This window comes from Roseococcus suduntuyensis, assembly GCF_014196305.1.
GTDB classification, from domain to species: domain Bacteria; phylum Pseudomonadota; class Alphaproteobacteria; order Acetobacterales; family Acetobacteraceae; genus Roseococcus; species Roseococcus suduntuyensis.
In genome coordinates this window covers 19,610-33,452 of sequence record NZ_JACIDJ010000007.1, presented here as the reverse complement: position 1 = coordinate 33,452, position 13,843 = coordinate 19,610, and the positions used below count along the sequence as shown (strand labels likewise).

The window sequence follows — 13,843 nt, the reverse complement described above, 5'->3', positions numbered from 1 at the left end:
CCCCATGATCCTCTCCGACATCTCGATCAAGCGGCCGGTCTTCGCCACGGTCGTGAGCCTGATGCTGGTGGTGCTGGGCCTCGCCTCGCTCACCCGGCTGCCGGTGCGGGAATTGCCGCGCATCGACCCGCCCATCATCCAGGTCATCACCACCTATACCGGCGCCTCGGCCGGGGTGGTGGACACCCAGATCACGGAGCTGGTCGAGGGCGCGGTGGCGGGCATCGAGGGCATCCGCACCATCACCTCCTTCTCGCGCGACGAGCGCAGCGTCGTCACCATCGAGTTCAACCTCAGCCGCAACGTGGACAGCGCGGCGAACGACGTGCGCGACCGCGTGGCCCGCGCCGCCGCCCGCCTGCCCACCCAGGCCCAGGTGCCCATCGTGCAGAAGCAGGATGGCGATGCGCGGCCCATCATGTGGGTCGCCCTCTCCTCCGAACGCATGTCGGGCATGGAGCTGACCAATGTGGCGCGGCAGCGCTTCGTGGACCGGCTGGCCATCGTGGACGGGGTGGCGCAGGTCCTGATCGCGGGCGAGCGGCGCTTCTCCATGCGGATCTGGCTGGACCGCCAGGCGCTGGCCGCGCGCGGGCTGACCGTGCAGGACATCGAGGACGCCATCCGCCGCGAGAATGTCGAGCTGCCGGGCGGGCGCCTCGAATCCACCCAGCGTGAGCTGACGGTCCGCACCGACACGCGCATGAACACGCCCGAGCAGTTCCGCGCCCTGGTCGTGGCGCGCAACACGGTGGGCGGCGCGCAGGTGCTGCTGGGCGATGTGGCGCGCGTCGAGGTGGCGCCTGAGGAATCCCGCGGCGGCTACCGGCTGAACGGGCGCGACGCCATCGGCCTCGGCATCCTGCGGCAGAGCACGGCCAACACCCTCTCGGTCGCGGACGGCATCCGCGCGGAGGTGGAGCGCATCCGCGAGAGCCTGCCCGAGGGCGTGAATGTCGAATATGGCTATGACGAGAGCCGCTTCATCGCGCAGTCCATCTACGAGGTCCAGCACGCGCTGATGATCGCCCTCGCCCTGGTGGTGGGCGTCATCTTCTTCTTCCTGCGCAGCTTCCGCGCCACGCTCATCCCCGCGCTGGCCATCCCGGTCTCCATCATCGCCTCCTTCACGGCGGTGGCGGCCATGGGCTTCTCGGTGAACATCCTGACGCTGCTGGGGCTGGTTCTGGCCATCGGCCTCGTCGTGGATGACGCGATCGTGGTGCTGGAGAACATCCACCGCCGCATCGAGGAGGGGGAGGAACCGCTGCTGGCCGCCCTTCGTGGGTCGCGCGAGATCGCCTTCGCCATCATCGCCACCACCCTCGTGCTGATCGCGGTCTTCGTGCCGCTGTCCTTCATGTCGGGCAATGTGGGGCGGCTGTTCACGGAATTCGGCCTGGCGCTGGCGGCGTCGGTGGTGTTCTCGGGGCTGGTGGCGCTCACGCTGACGCCCATGATGTGCAGCAAGCTGCTGAAGCCGCACGGGTCCAGCGGGCTGTTCATCCGCATGACGGAACCGCTCTTCCTCGGCATGAACAACGGCTTCCGCGTGCTGCTGCGGGGCGCGCTGAACATGCCCATCGTCGTCATGGCGGTGGCGCTGGCGCTGTCGGCCCTGGCGGTGCTGCTGTTCCAGGCGCTGCCCAAGGAATTCACCCCCACCGAGGACCGCGGCGTCATCATCGTGCCGCTGACCGGACCCGAGGGCGCGACCGGCAACTACATGCTGGAACACCTCCAGCGCGCGGAGCGGATGGGGGCGCGCTATGTCGCCTCGGGCGAGGCGGCCTCGGTCTTCTCCACGCTGGGCGGGTTCCAGCCGCCGCCGCAGGGCAATGTCGCCAACATGTTCATCCGCCTCGCCCCCTGGGATGAGCGGACGCGCAATTCCCAGACCATCGCGCGCGAACTCTTCCCGCAGATCGCCTCCATGCCGGGCGTGCGCGGCTTCACGCTGGTGCCGCCCTCGCTCGGCCAGTCGGGCTTCCAGCCGCCGGTGCAGTTCGTCATCGGCGGGCCGGACTACGAGACGCTGATCCAGTGGCGCGACACCTTCCTGGCCCGCGCCCGGCAGAATGAGCGGCTGCTGAACCTCGACAGCAATTTCCGCGAAACCAAGCCTGAGCTGCGCGTGGACATTGACCGCCGCCGCGCGGCCGATCTCGGCGTGTCCATCCAGGCGGTGGGGCGCACCATCGAGACCATGCTCGGCTCGCGCGAGGTCAGCACCTATATCGAGGGCGGGCAGGAATATAAGGTGCTGCTGCAGGCGACCGAGGGCGACCGCAACACGCCCTATGACCTGCAGAACATCTTCATCCGCTCCTCCGGCGGGCTGATCCCGCTGTCCAATGTGGTGACGCTGAGTGAGCGCGCGCGGCCGCAGGCGCTCTCGCGCGCCGACCGGGTGCGGGCCATCACCATCACGGCCTCGCTCGCCCCCGGCTACACGCTGGGCGAGGCGCTGGACTTCATGGATGCCACCGCGCGCGAGGTGCTTCCTTCCGAGGTGCGGGTTTCCTATCGCGGCCAGTCGCTGGAGTTCCGCGACAGCACGGGCGCGCTCTACGTCACCTTCCTGATGGCGCTGCTGGTGGTCTACCTGGTGCTGGCGGCGCAGTTCGAGAGCTTCATCCACCCCCTCATCATCCTGCTCTCCACGCCGCTGGCCATGACGGGCGGGCTGCTCGCGCTGCATTTCACCGGACAGACGCTGAACATCTTCAGCCAGATCGGCATGATTTTGCTCATCGGGCTGATGGCGAAGAACGGCATCCTGGTGGTGGAATTCGCGAACCAGCTGCGCGACCGGGGGCTCTCCATCTTCGACGCGGCGCTGGAAGCGAGCGTGGTGCGGCTGCGGCCCATCCTCATGACCTCCATCGCCACGGTCTTCGGCGCCGTGCCGCTGGCCATGGCGACGGGGGCGGGGGCGGAAAGCCGCATGGCGCTGGGCATCGTCATCGTGGGCGGCGTCACCTTCTCCACGATCGTGACGCTCTTCGCGGTGCCGGCGCTCTACGTGATGCTGGCGCGCTTCACCAAGCCGCTCGGCCATATCGAGCGCGCGCTGTCGGACATGGAGCGCCGCACCCCCGTGGTGGGCGACGAGGCGGCGAAATATGCGAAGAAGCCGGGCGCTTCACCGGCGCCCGCGGAGTGAGGAGGCTCATAATGAATAATATTCCAATTAAGAAAATTTACGTTGGAGAACTTGATGCCAAAGATGAACTATACATGGATGAACGCGGCGGCAGAACAATTTTGCTGAACAGCTTTGTGCAACCACCGGGGGTTGATATAGAAAAATTTCAGGTCGGGGAAAAATTTCTTATCATCGGAACAAAGGGGAGCGGAAAGACAGCCTTTCTTGGATATATGAAATCAAAATTGGACGAAAATTATGAGAAGAGCGCTTTAATACTTTTTAAAAGCGAAATTGATGAAGCGGCCCGCATTGGATTTACCAAGTCAAATCATATTTTTTCGATTACAGATCAAAAGAATTTGGCAGTAGAATATGATTTTCGAGATTCTTGGAGGCATTTGATATTTAAGCAGTTGATCATAAGACTCTCGGAAGTCGACGCGCCCGGATACGGCAAGCATATCGAATTTCTCAAACGTCTATTTGGTGTGGCTGATCCACTACCGCGAATGTCGTTCCGAGATTTTGGACTCAAGAAAATTGAATTATCGCTTCGGGCTGCGTGGGCTCAAGTGCAGGCGTCTGCTGAATTTTTTGAGTTAGTAAAATCCGTTGATAATACACAACCGATGAGTGTTGACAGAATACTTGGAATCGCGGAACGAATTCTAGAGCAAATCAGATTTTTGCCAAATTTTAGATACTATGTCTTTCTTGATGAGTTAGAATTATTTAATGAACATGAAGATCAGCTATCGAGGGATTTGGCTCTCATCCGTGATTTAATTGTTGTTGCCGATCAATTTAATCGTTGGTCCTGGCGGACGCAGTTACCTTTTTTGGCTTATGTCTCTGCGCGTACTGAAGTAATTGAAGAAGTTAAAAAAGGTCGTGATGAAATTAACAAATTAGTGCGTGCTTGTGGTCAAACTATATCTTGGGGTGAAATTGTTGATGAAGAACATCACCCGCTGCTAACGGCAATTGAAAGAAAAATCCAGCTAAGCGAGGTTTACGAACGAGGGGAACAGTCGGGAGACGTCTTGCGTAGGTATTTTCCTGAAAGTCTTTTTGGAGAAAGTGCAGCTAAATACCTCTTAGATATATCTATGTTTCGACCTCGTAATATGGTGGCCCTACTCAAGGCTGCGTCTGGTAGGGCGGGAAGCGATGATACAATGTTTGGCGGACATATCTTCAGTCGAAGTCAAACAATATTTTCAGCTGATATTTGGAATGAAGTTAAAGATGACTTGGCTGTTGCATATACGCCCAAGCAAATTGAGATTATCCGAGCAGCCCTCTCGGGGTGGACGGAATTCTTCAATGCCAATTCTTTTCGTCAAAGAATAGAAAATCTAGGATTTGAAAGGAGCACGCCAAAGCTCAACCGATTAATTGATCCTTCGGATTATCAGGAGTTGCTTGAGCGCCTTTTTCGGTCGGGTGCTATTGGTCAAGATTATGTTGTTATTGCTGGTAGTAGGAGGCGCCGACAGCGATGGTCTTTCCGGGATCACCACGAAGTGGTTCCGGATGGGCGATACATGATCCACAAGTCGCTTCGCAAGATTCTGGGCTATTGAGTGCCGCTCCTGCGGAGTGACGCGCCCGCCATGCTGATCTAGTTTCCCGCCACCAGACGCACGGGAGACTGAGAATATGGCGGGAATGCAGGAACGCAGCGGCGGCCAGTTGCTGGCCGATGCCTTGGTGGCGCAGGGGGCGACCCATGTCTTCGCCGTGCCCGGCGAAAGCTACCTGGACCTGCTGGACGGGCTCTACGCCCAGCGCAACCGCGTAGAACTCATCACCTGCCGCTTCGAGGCCGGCGCCGTCCACATGGCCGAGGCGCATGGCAAGCTGACGGGCAAGCCCGGGGTCGCCATCGTCACCCGCGGGCCCGGCGCCTGCCACGCCGCCATCGGCGTGCATGTGGCCATGCAGGACAGCACGCCGCTGGTGCTGCTGGTGGGGCAGATCCCCGTCGAGGAAACCGACCGCGAGACCTTCCAGGAGGTGGACTACCGGCGGATGTTCCAGCCGCTGGCCAAGTGGGTCACGCAAATTGATGACGCGCGGCGCATCCCCGAGATCATGGCGCATGCCTTCGACATGGCGACCAGCGGCCGGCCAGGCCCCGTGGTGGTCGCCATCAGCGAGGAGATGCAGAAGCACATGGTGGCGGTGCCCGACCTCGGCCCGCAGCGCGTGCTGCCCGCCCACCCGGCGCCGGCCGCCATCCCCGAGATGATGGCCATGCTGGAGAAGGCCGAGCGCCCGTTGGTCATCATGGGCGGCAGCCGCTGGAGCCCCGAAGGCCGCGCCGCCCTGCGTGCCTTCGCTGAAGCCAATGACCTGCCCGTCGCCGTCGCCTTCCGCCGCCAGGGCCTCTTCGACGGCACCAGCCCGCATTTCGCGGGCGATCTGGGCGTGGGCGCGGATGCGGGCCTCGTCGCCGCGGCGAAGAAGTCCGACCTGATCCTCGCCATCGGCACCCGCATCGGTGAGCCGGTCAGCCAGGGCTACACGCTGCTGGACATGGCGGGTGCGACGCCCATCGTGCATGTGCATCCGGACCAGGGCGAGATCGGGCGCGTCTATCGCGTCGCACTCGGCGTCACCTCGGATGTGAACGCCTTCGCGCTGGGGCTGGCCGGCCAGAAGGTGGCCAAGCCGCGCTGGGCCGCCTGGCGCCAGGAAGTGCGCGCGGCGCGCGAGGCGCAGGCCGTGGCGCAGGACTATGCCGGCCCGCTGAACCTGGCCGTGGCCTTGCAGGCGCTGGAGAAGGCGCTGCCGGCCGACACGGTGTTCACCACCGATGCCGGCAACTTCGCCACCTGGCCCACGCGCTTCATGCATGTGAAGGAAGGCCAGGATTTCCTCGGCCCGACGAATGGCGCCATGGGCTATGGCGTGCCGGCGGCCATCGGCGCGGCCGTCGTGCATCGCGGCCGCCAGGTGGTGTGCTTCGTGGGCGATGGCGGCTTCCTGATGACGGGGCAGGAGATCGCGACCGCCTTCCACCATGGCGTGGCGCCCATCATCCTGGTCTTCAACAACCGGATGTACGGCACCATCCGCATGTACCAGGAGCGCGTGTATCCGGAGCGCGTGTCCGGTACGGAACTGACCAACCCGGACTTCGCCCGCTTCATCGAGGCCTTCGGCGGCCATGGCGAGGTGGTGGAACGCACCGAGGAACTGGTGCCGGCCTATGAGCGCGCGGTGGCGAGCGGCAAGCCCGCCATCATCGAAATCCGCACCAATCCGGAGCAGGTGACGAACCGCGCCACCATCGCGGAGCTGCGGGCGCAGGCGAAGAAGTAGCGTCCGGTCGTCCCCGGTGGAACACCGGGGGCGTGAATCGGCCGCGTGGCGAAGCGTCCGGTAGTCCCCGGTGGAACACCGGGGGCGTGAATCGGCCGCGTGGCGAAGCGTCCGGTCGTCCCCGGTGGAGCACCGGGGGCGTGAATCGGCCGCGTCAGAAGGCTGGGGGGCGCAGGCCCCCCAACTCCTTCACGCGGCGACTTCGACGAGCACCAGTTCCGCCTCGTCCTCGGCCACCACCACGATCTCCCGCTCCTCCGCCACCGCGGCGGCGTCGCGTTCATGGATGGCGTGGCCGTTCACCGTCGCACTCCCCTTGGCCGAGACCAGGTAGGCCGCGCGGCCCGGCGCCAGCGTGTGGCGCAGCTCCTGCCCCTTGGAGAGCGTCGCCGCCATCACCGCGGCGTTCGCGTTGATGGGCAGCGCACCCGCCTCGGCATCGCCGGGGCGGCCGCCGGCCAGCACCTCGAAGCGCGCCTCGCGGCCCACTTTCGGGAAGGCCTTGGCCCCCCAGTTGGGCTTGGCGCCCTGCACGTCCGGCATGATCCAGATCTGGAAGATCTTCGTGGTGCTCGGCTCCAGGTTGTACTCGCTGTGCACCACGCCCGTGCCGGCCGACATGATCTGCACGTCGCCCGCCTCGGTGCGGCCTTCATTGCCCATGTTGTCGCGGTGGGTGATGGCCCCCTCGCGCACATAGGTGATGATTTCCATGTCGCGGTGCGGGTGCGGGTCGAAGCCCGTGCCGGCGGCGATCTCGTCATCGTTCCACACGCGCAGCTTGCCCCAGCCCATGCGCGAGGGCTCGCGGTAATGGCCGAAGGAGAAGTGGTGACGCGCCTTCAGCCAGCCGAAATCGGCGCCGCCGAGGGATTTGAAGGGTCGGATGTCAATCATGGTCGTGGCTCCCTGGAGCCATCTGGGCCCCGTTGCCGCAACAATTAGGGGGCCGGGCGGCCTGTCGCCATGCCGTGCCCGCCATTGTCCCCATTCACGGGGCTGATGACGGTGTCAGACCGGCACCGCCGCCGCGGCCATGGCCGGGAAGACCGTGACGGGCCGGCCCGCCTGCCATTGCAGCAGCACGGGCCTGGCGCGGCTGTTCTGGCCGCGTTCGTCCAGCCGCCAGCCCCAGCCATTGGCCAGCGCGCCCTCGGGCAGGTCGAGGGCCCCCAGCGCGGCACGATCAGGCCCCTGGGCCAGCACGGTGCGGGCGCCCGAGAAGGCCGCGAAGGAAAGGCCCGAGCGCGGCGGGCTGCCCCAGCGCCGCTGATAGGCCTGGGCGAAGGCGGCGGCCCCCTGGGCCCAGCCTGGCGCGCTCTCGATGGGCGGCATGTCCAGCGCGTAGACGCCCTCCAGCGCGGGCTCGACCGCGCGGGCCAGGTCGAGCAGCCCCCAGGCCGGCCCCGCACCCATCACCACGCGCGGCCGCCAGCCGGCCTCGGCCAGGGCGCGCAGCATGGCCGCCGCATCGCCTTCCGAGGCGGCATGGATCAGCACATTGACCGAGGCGGCGCGCAGCCGCTGCACCAGCGCGGCCCATTCGCCGGTGCGGGGGGCATGGGAGACGCGCTCCGCGATCAACAGCCCCGCCTCGCGCAGCGCCGTCTCCAGCGCGGCGCCCAGCGCCTCGGGGCTTGGGCTCGTCTCGTGCAGGATGCCCACGCGCAGCGCCTCGACGGGCAGGCTGAGCGGCCCAGGCAGGCCATGGATCAGCGCCTCGGCCGCCATGCGCCCATAGGCGGCGGCGGCCGGCGCGGCACGGACGAAGCGCCGCCCGCCGCCCGCCGCCAGGGTGTCGGCGGGGGCGGCGAGTTCCACGAACGGGGTGTCCAGCGCCTCGGCGGCCTGCAGGGCGGCAAGGCCCATGGTGGCCGCCACGCTGCCGAACAGGACCGAGGCGCGCTCGCGCTGGATCAGCCGGCGGGACTCGGCCATGGCGGAGGCGGGGTCGTTGGCCTCGGCGCGCAGCAGGCGCACCTGGCGCGCGGCATCGGTGGCGTTCTGCGCCTCGATGGCCAGTTCGAGGCCCCGGCAGGCCTCGTCGCCCAGCAGGGCGGCATGGCCGGAGGTGGGAAAGACGGCGCCCACCCGCCATTCTGCCCCGTTCTGCGCGCCAGCATTCTGGGCGACGCCGGTCTGGGCGGCCCCGGTCTGGGCACGCAGGGGCAGGGGGGCGGACAGCAAAGCCAGTCCGGCGAGGGCGAGGCGGCGGCGCATCGGGGGCGGAGTGTCCTCCGGCGCGCCCTGCGACGCAATCATGCGTTGGGTGAAGTTTGCGCGGAGGGTGCGCAATTGACGCGCCGCGGTCATTGCCGCCGTCGTCTGGCCGGGCGCTTGACGCGCCGGCCGTCATTTGGGCGGGCGCTTGACGCGCCGCCGTGATCTGGCCGGGCGCTTGACGCGCCCGGGGCCGCCGGGGAGGGTGCGCCTCCCAGCCACGGAGGCCAAGCCCATGCCCGAGACCATGACCTACATCGCCCACGGTGCCGGCGGCGGGCCCGAGGTGATGGCGCCCGCGACCGGCCCGCTGCCCGTGCCCGCGGCCGATGAGGTACTCATCCGCGTGATGGCGACGGGCGTGAACCGGCCGGATGTGGCGCAGCGCGCCGGCAGCTACCCGCCGCCGCCCGGTGCCTCGCCCATCCTGGGCCTGGAATGCGCGGGCGAGGTGGTGGCCTGCGGCCCCGATGTGCGCGGCTTCAAGCCCGGGGACCGCGTCTGCGCGCTGACCAATGGCGGCGCCTATGCCCAGTATTGCACGGCGCCCGAGGCGCAGACCCTGCCCTGGCCGAAGGGCTTTGACGCGATCCGCGCGGCCGCCCTGCCGGAGACCTATTTCACCGTCTGGGCGAACCTCTTCGGCACAAGCCATGCCAGCGCGGGGCGGCTCGCGGCGGGCGAGACGGTGCTGGTGCATGGCGGCAGCTCGGGCATCGGCGTCACCGCCATCCAGCTCGCCAAGGCCTTCGGCGCCACCGTCATCACCACCGTGGGCAGCGCCGAGAAGGCCAAGGCCGTGCTGGGCTTCGGCGCGGACCATGCCATCAACTACCGCGAGCAGGATTTCGTGGACGAGGTGAAGCGCATCACCGGCGGCAAGCTGCTGGACGTGGTGCTGTGCATGGTGGGCGCGCCCTATTTCGGGAAGAATTTGCGCTGCCTGCGGATGGACGGGCGCCTGGTGCTGATCGCCTTCCTCGGCGGCGAGACGGCCGAGCCCACGGATCTGCGCCCCATCATGATGCGCCGCCTGACCGTGACGGGCAGCACCATGCGCCCCCGCACCACCACCCAGAAGGGCGAGATCGCGGCCGCGCTGCGCGAGAAGGTCTGGCCGCTGCTGGAGCGGGGAAGCTTCGCACCGCACATCCACGCGACCTTCCCCCTGGCCCAGGCCGCCGAGGCGCACCGGCTGATGGAAAGCAGCGCGCATATCGGCAAGATCATGCTGCATGTGGCTGATTGAGGTCGGATCGTGCCCAGCCGGCGACGGCTGGGCGCGTGAATCCGCCCGGTTGATTGAGGTCGGATCGTGCCCAGCCGGCGACGGCTGGGCGCGTGAATCCGCCCGGCCAAGGTTCCGCGCTTGACCCAGGCGCGCGCGTTCCAGCTTCTGCTGGTGGCGGTGGTGCTGTTCGGCGGCGTCTGGCCCATCACCAAGCACGCCCTCTCGGACAGCACGCCGCTGTGGTTCGGCTTCTGGCGCGCGGCGCTGGCGGCCGTGGCGACGGCGGCCGTCATGGCGGCGCTGGGGCGGCTGCGCCTGCCCGCCCGGCGCGACTGGCCGGCGGTGCTGGCGCTGGGCAGCCTGCAGATCGGCGCCTTCTTCGCCTTCACCCATGTGGCGGTGGGGATGATCCCGTCCGGGCGCACCGCCATCCTGTCCAACGTGACGATCTTCTGGCTGGTGCCGCTCTCGGTCTGGCTGCTGGGCGAACGGGTTTCGCCCATGCGCTGGGTCGCGGCCGGCGTCGGGCTGCTGGGCGTGGCGGTGATGATGGGCCCCTGGGCGCTCGATTGGAGCGCGCCCGGCGTGCTGGCGGGGCATCTGTGGTTGCTCTGCGCCTCGCTGGCCTGGAGCGTCACCATCATCATCCTGCGCCGCCGCCCGCCCTCGGTGCCGCTGATCGAGCTGCTGCCCATCGCCTTCCTGATCGGCGCCGCCATCGTCAGCGCGGTGGCCTGGGTGCTGGAACCGCGGGGCGGGGTGGGGGCGTCCTCCTGGTGGGTGGTGTTCCTCATCGGCGCGGTGGCGGCCCCCATCGGCACCTGGGCGGTGTCGGAGAGCACGCGGCATTTGAACGCGGTGGTGTCCTCGCTGGGGCTGTTGCTGGCGCCCGTGGTGGGCGTGGCGCTGGCCACCATCTGGCTGCATGAGCCGCTGGGCTGGGATCTGCTGCTGGGCGGGGGGCTGGTGGTGGTGAGCGTGATATTGGCCACACGGAGGTAGCATGATCCTGAACACGGTCGAGATGGGCGAGGGCCCGCCCCTGGTCCTGCTGCACGGGCTGTTCGGCGCCGCGCGCAACTGGGGCGCCATCCAGAAGCGCCTGGCCACGCGCCACCGCGTCCTGGCCATGGACCTTCGCAACCATGGCGACAGCCCGCGCGCCGAGGGCATGTCCCACGCCGCCACCGCCCGCGACCTGGCCGAGACGCTGCGCCACCGTGGCATTCCGCGCGCGGCCGTGCTGGGGCACTCGCTGGGCGGCAAGATCGCGATGGCGCTGGCGCTGGGGCATGGAGAGATGGTCTCGCGCCTGGTGGTGGCGGACATCGCGCCCGTCCGCTACCCGCCCGCGCTGCGCGGCTATGTGGCCGCCATGCGCGCCCTGCCGCTCACCGAGGGGCTGACGCGGCGCGAGGCCGATGCCGCGCTGGAAGCCGCCGTGCCGGAGGCCGGCATCCGCGCCTTCCTGGTGCAGTCGCTGGATTTCGCGGTGGACCCGCCGCGCTGGAAGCTCGGCCTGCCCGAGATCCACGCCGCCATGCCCGAGATCGAGGATTTTTCCGCCACCGGCCGCTACGAGGGCGCAACGCTGGTCATCGCGGGCGGGCGCAGCGACTACATCCGGCCCGAGCACCATGCGGGCTTCCGCGCCCTGTTCCCCGCCGCGCGCTTCGCCACCATCGAGGGCGCGGGGCACTGGGTGCATGCGGAAAAGCCCAATGACTTCCTGGCGCTGGTGGAACCCTTCCTCGGAGAACGCGGATGAGCGCGCTTCCCATCACCGCCCTCTATGCCGGGCTGCTGGCCTTCGTGCTGCTGTGGCTGTCCATCGCGGTGATCGGCCATCGGCGGCGGTCGCGCGTGTCGCTCGGCACGGGCGAGGACAAGGCGCTGCTCCAGGCCACGCGCGCCCATGCGAATTTCTGCGAATACACGCCCTTCGGCCTGATCCTGCTGGCGCTGCTGGAGGCGGGCGGGACGGCCGGCTGGATGCTTCACGCGCTGGGACTGCTGCTGCTGGCGGGCCGCCTCGCCCATGGCGTCGGGCTGATGCACCAGAAGGGCAGCATCCGACTGCGCCAGGTCGGCATGCTGTGCACCTTCACCGTGCTGATCCTGGGCGGGGCCATGCTGGTGGCGCAGGGCCTGCTGGGCTGAACGGCCAGGCTTACGCTTCGGCGGAGGCATCCCATCTGAAACATGCGGGTGCAAAGACACGCCGCTGGAGGATGTTCAGGATGCGCCTTCCCGTCTGGGCCCTTGCGGCCCTCCTTGCCCTTGCCCCGCCGGCCCTGGCCCAGCTGGAGCGAACGCCCGCGCCCGCCGGCGCCGCCGTCTATTTCATCGAGCCCGCGCCGGGCGCCACGCTCTCCAACCCCGTCACCCTCCGCTTCGGACTGCGCGGCATGGGCGTGGCGCCGGCCGGGGTGGAGCATGGCAACACCGGCCACCACCACCTGCTCATCAACGTGGACCCGGCCACCCTCGACATGGGCGCCGGCATCCCGGCCGATGACCAGCACCGCCATTTCGGCGGCGGCCAGACCGAGGTGACGCTGGTGCTGCCGCCCGGCGAGCACCGGCTGCAATTGCTGCTGGGCGACCACAACCACATCCCGCACAACCCGCCGGTGATGTCGGAGGTGATCACGGTGCGGGTGAGGTAGCCTTCCCGCACGCCATGCGGGGCGGCGCGGCTTGGTGCCGCCGCCGCTTCGGGCTACCTCCGGTGGACCATGAGCCACAACAGCTTCGGACACCTCTTCCGCGTCACCACCTGGGGCGAAAGCCACGGACCCGCCATCGGCGGCGTGGTGGATGGCTGCCCGCCGGGCATTCCCCTCGACGAGGCCTGGATCCAGGCCTTCCTCGACAAGCGCCGCCCCGGCTCCGGCAAGTTCGTGACCCAGCGGCAGGAGCCGGACCAGGTCCGCATCCTGTCCGGCGTCTTCGAGGGGCGCACCACCGGCACGCCCATCGCGCTGATGATCGAGAACCAGGACCAGCGCAGCAAGGATTACGGCGAGATCGCGGAGAGCTTCCGCCCCGGCCATGCCGACATCGCCTATGAGTGGAAATACGGCATCCGCGACTATCGCGGCGGCGGCCGGGCCTCGGCGCGCGAGACGGCGATGCGCGTCGCCGCCGGCGCCATCGCCCGCCGCGTGCTGGGCGAGGGCGTCGTCATCCGCGGCGCCATGGTGCAGATGGGGCCGGACCGGATTGATCCCGCCGCCTGGGACTGGGCCGAGACGCACAACAATGAATTCTGGTGCCCCGACCCCGCCGCCGCCGCGCGCTGGGCCGAGCAGCTGGCCGACATCCGCAAGGCCGGCAGTTCGGTGGGTGCGGTCATCGAGATCCAGGCGGACGGCGTGCCCCCCGGCCTCGGCGCCCCCATCTATGGCAAGCTGGACGCGGACCTCGCCGCGGGCCTCATGTCCATCAACGCGGTGAAGGGCGTCGAGATCGGTGAGGGATTCGCCGCCGCCGCCCTCACCGGCGAGGAAAACGCCGACGAGATGCGGATGCGCCAGGACGGCCAGGTGGAGTTCCTGGCCAACCACGCGGGCGGCATCCTGGGCGGCATCTCCACCGGGCAGACCATCGTGGCGCGCTTCGCGGTGAAGCCCACCAGCTCCATCCTGACGCTGCGCCAGGCGGTGACCCGGGCGGGCGAGAACACAGAGCTTCGCACCAAGGGCCGGCATGACCCCTGCGTGGGCATCCGCGCCGTGCCCGTGGGCGAGGCGATGGTCGCGTGCATTCTTGTGGATCATTTGCTGCGCCATCGGGCACAATGCCCCGACGCGGTCCAGGCCCCCATCCTGCCCGCGCGGAAACCGACTTGAGTGGTCGGAAATTCGGGCGTAGTAAGTTACCAAAGTGGTCAGGCGGGCGGCGGAGAT

General features: G+C 67.7%; 11 protein-coding genes. 9 read left to right on the top strand and 2 right to left on the bottom strand.

From position 1 onward, the window contains the following. Positions 1 to 4: 4 nt before the first annotated feature. The 3 genes from GGQ83_RS16795 to GGQ83_RS16785 all read left to right on the top strand — a co-directional run bounded on the left by GGQ83_RS16795 (position 5) and on the right by GGQ83_RS16785 (position 6,481). Positions 5 to 3,166: an efflux RND transporter permease subunit gene (locus tag GGQ83_RS16795; RefSeq protein WP_184386140.1), complete on the top strand. Its 3,162-nt coding sequence runs from the start codon at positions 5 to 7 to the stop codon at positions 3,164 to 3,166. 11 nt (positions 3,167 to 3,177) lie between these two features. Further along, positions 3,178 to 4,737, top strand: a complete 1,560-nt coding sequence (locus GGQ83_RS16790; RefSeq protein WP_184386138.1) for a P-loop ATPase, Sll1717 family — start codon at positions 3,178 to 3,180, stop codon at positions 4,735 to 4,737. An 85-nt stretch (positions 4,738 to 4,822) separates the two neighbouring features. Next, the gene (locus tag GGQ83_RS16785; RefSeq protein ID WP_242535186.1) at positions 4,823 to 6,481 is read left to right on the top strand and encodes a thiamine pyrophosphate-dependent enzyme; all 1,659 of its coding nucleotides are present in this window, start codon (positions 4,823 to 4,825) and stop codon (positions 6,479 to 6,481) included. 189 nt (positions 6,482 to 6,670) lie between these two features. Here the strand turns inward: GGQ83_RS16785 and GGQ83_RS16780 are convergent, their stop codons facing one another. Continuing rightward, complete coding sequence (locus GGQ83_RS16780) at positions 6,671 to 7,378, bottom strand: pirin family protein (RefSeq protein ID WP_184386134.1); 708 nt, start codon at positions 7,376 to 7,378, stop codon at positions 6,671 to 6,673. Positions 7,379 to 7,492: 114 nt separating this feature from the next. Then, a complete protein-coding gene (locus GGQ83_RS16775) occupies positions 7,493 to 8,701 on the bottom strand; it encodes an ABC transporter substrate-binding protein (RefSeq protein WP_184386132.1) in 1,209 nt (402 codons plus the stop codon). 235 nt (positions 8,702 to 8,936) lie between these two features. Between GGQ83_RS16775 and GGQ83_RS16770 the strand changes: the two genes are divergently transcribed. The 6 genes from GGQ83_RS16770 to aroC all read left to right on the top strand — a co-directional run bounded on the left by GGQ83_RS16770 (position 8,937) and on the right by aroC (position 13,786). Next, entirely contained in the window at positions 8,937 to 9,950 is a 1,014-nt protein-coding gene (locus tag GGQ83_RS16770; RefSeq protein ID WP_207018303.1) for an NAD(P)H-quinone oxidoreductase, read from the top strand. A 120-nt stretch (positions 9,951 to 10,070) separates the two neighbouring features. Then, complete coding sequence (locus tag GGQ83_RS16765) at positions 10,071 to 10,934, top strand: DMT family transporter (RefSeq protein ID WP_184386130.1); 864 nt, start codon at positions 10,071 to 10,073, stop codon at positions 10,932 to 10,934. Position 10,935: 1 nt separating this feature from the next. Further along, positions 10,936 to 11,700 carry an alpha/beta fold hydrolase gene (locus GGQ83_RS16760; RefSeq protein ID WP_184386128.1) on the top strand — a complete coding sequence of 255 codons (765 nt, stop codon included), beginning with the start codon at positions 10,936 to 10,938 and terminating at the stop codon, positions 11,698 to 11,700. Beyond that, positions 11,697 to 12,092, top strand: a complete 396-nt coding sequence (locus GGQ83_RS16755; protein ID WP_184386126.1) for an MAPEG family protein — start codon at positions 11,697 to 11,699, stop codon at positions 12,090 to 12,092. Before GGQ83_RS16760 ends, GGQ83_RS16755 begins: the two co-directional genes overlap by 4 nt. 80 nt (positions 12,093 to 12,172) lie before the next feature. Further along, positions 12,173 to 12,601 (top strand): DUF4399 domain-containing protein, encoded by a 429-nt coding sequence (locus tag GGQ83_RS16750; protein ID WP_184386124.1) that lies wholly within the window; start codon positions 12,173 to 12,175, stop codon positions 12,599 to 12,601. A gap of 69 nt (positions 12,602 to 12,670) precedes the next feature. Then, positions 12,671 to 13,786: a chorismate synthase gene (aroC, locus tag GGQ83_RS16745; protein WP_184386122.1), complete on the top strand. Its 1,116-nt coding sequence runs from the start codon at positions 12,671 to 12,673 to the stop codon at positions 13,784 to 13,786. Positions 13,787 to 13,843: the final 57 nt, after the last annotated feature.

Excerpts from the sequence above, each read along its gene's own strand:
- GGQ83_RS16785 (WP_242535186.1), top strand. The coding sequence starts at position 4,823 with ATGCAGGAACGCAGCGGCGGCCAGTTGCTGGCCGATGCCTTGGTGGCG.
- GGQ83_RS16775 (WP_184386132.1), bottom strand. The coding sequence starts at position 8,701 with ATGCGCCGCCGCCTCGCCCTCGCCGGACTGGCTTTGCTGTCCGCCCCC.
- GGQ83_RS16750 (WP_184386124.1), top strand. The coding sequence starts at position 12,173 with ATGCGCCTTCCCGTCTGGGCCCTTGCGGCCCTCCTTGCCCTTGCCCCG.
- GGQ83_RS16755 (WP_184386126.1), top strand. The coding sequence starts at position 11,697 with ATGAGCGCGCTTCCCATCACCGCCCTCTATGCCGGGCTGCTGGCCTTC.
- GGQ83_RS16790 (WP_184386138.1), top strand. The coding sequence starts at position 3,178 with ATGAATAATATTCCAATTAAGAAAATTTACGTTGGAGAACTTGATGCC.
- GGQ83_RS16760 (WP_184386128.1), top strand. The coding sequence starts at position 10,936 with ATGATCCTGAACACGGTCGAGATGGGCGAGGGCCCGCCCCTGGTCCTG.
- GGQ83_RS16795 (WP_184386140.1), top strand. The coding sequence starts at position 5 with ATGATCCTCTCCGACATCTCGATCAAGCGGCCGGTCTTCGCCACGGTC.
- GGQ83_RS16780 (WP_184386134.1), bottom strand. The coding sequence starts at position 7,378 with ATGATTGACATCCGACCCTTCAAATCCCTCGGCGGCGCCGATTTCGGC.
- aroC (WP_184386122.1), top strand. The coding sequence starts at position 12,671 with ATGAGCCACAACAGCTTCGGACACCTCTTCCGCGTCACCACCTGGGGC.
- GGQ83_RS16770 (WP_207018303.1), top strand. The coding sequence starts at position 8,937 with ATGCCCGAGACCATGACCTACATCGCCCACGGTGCCGGCGGCGGGCCC.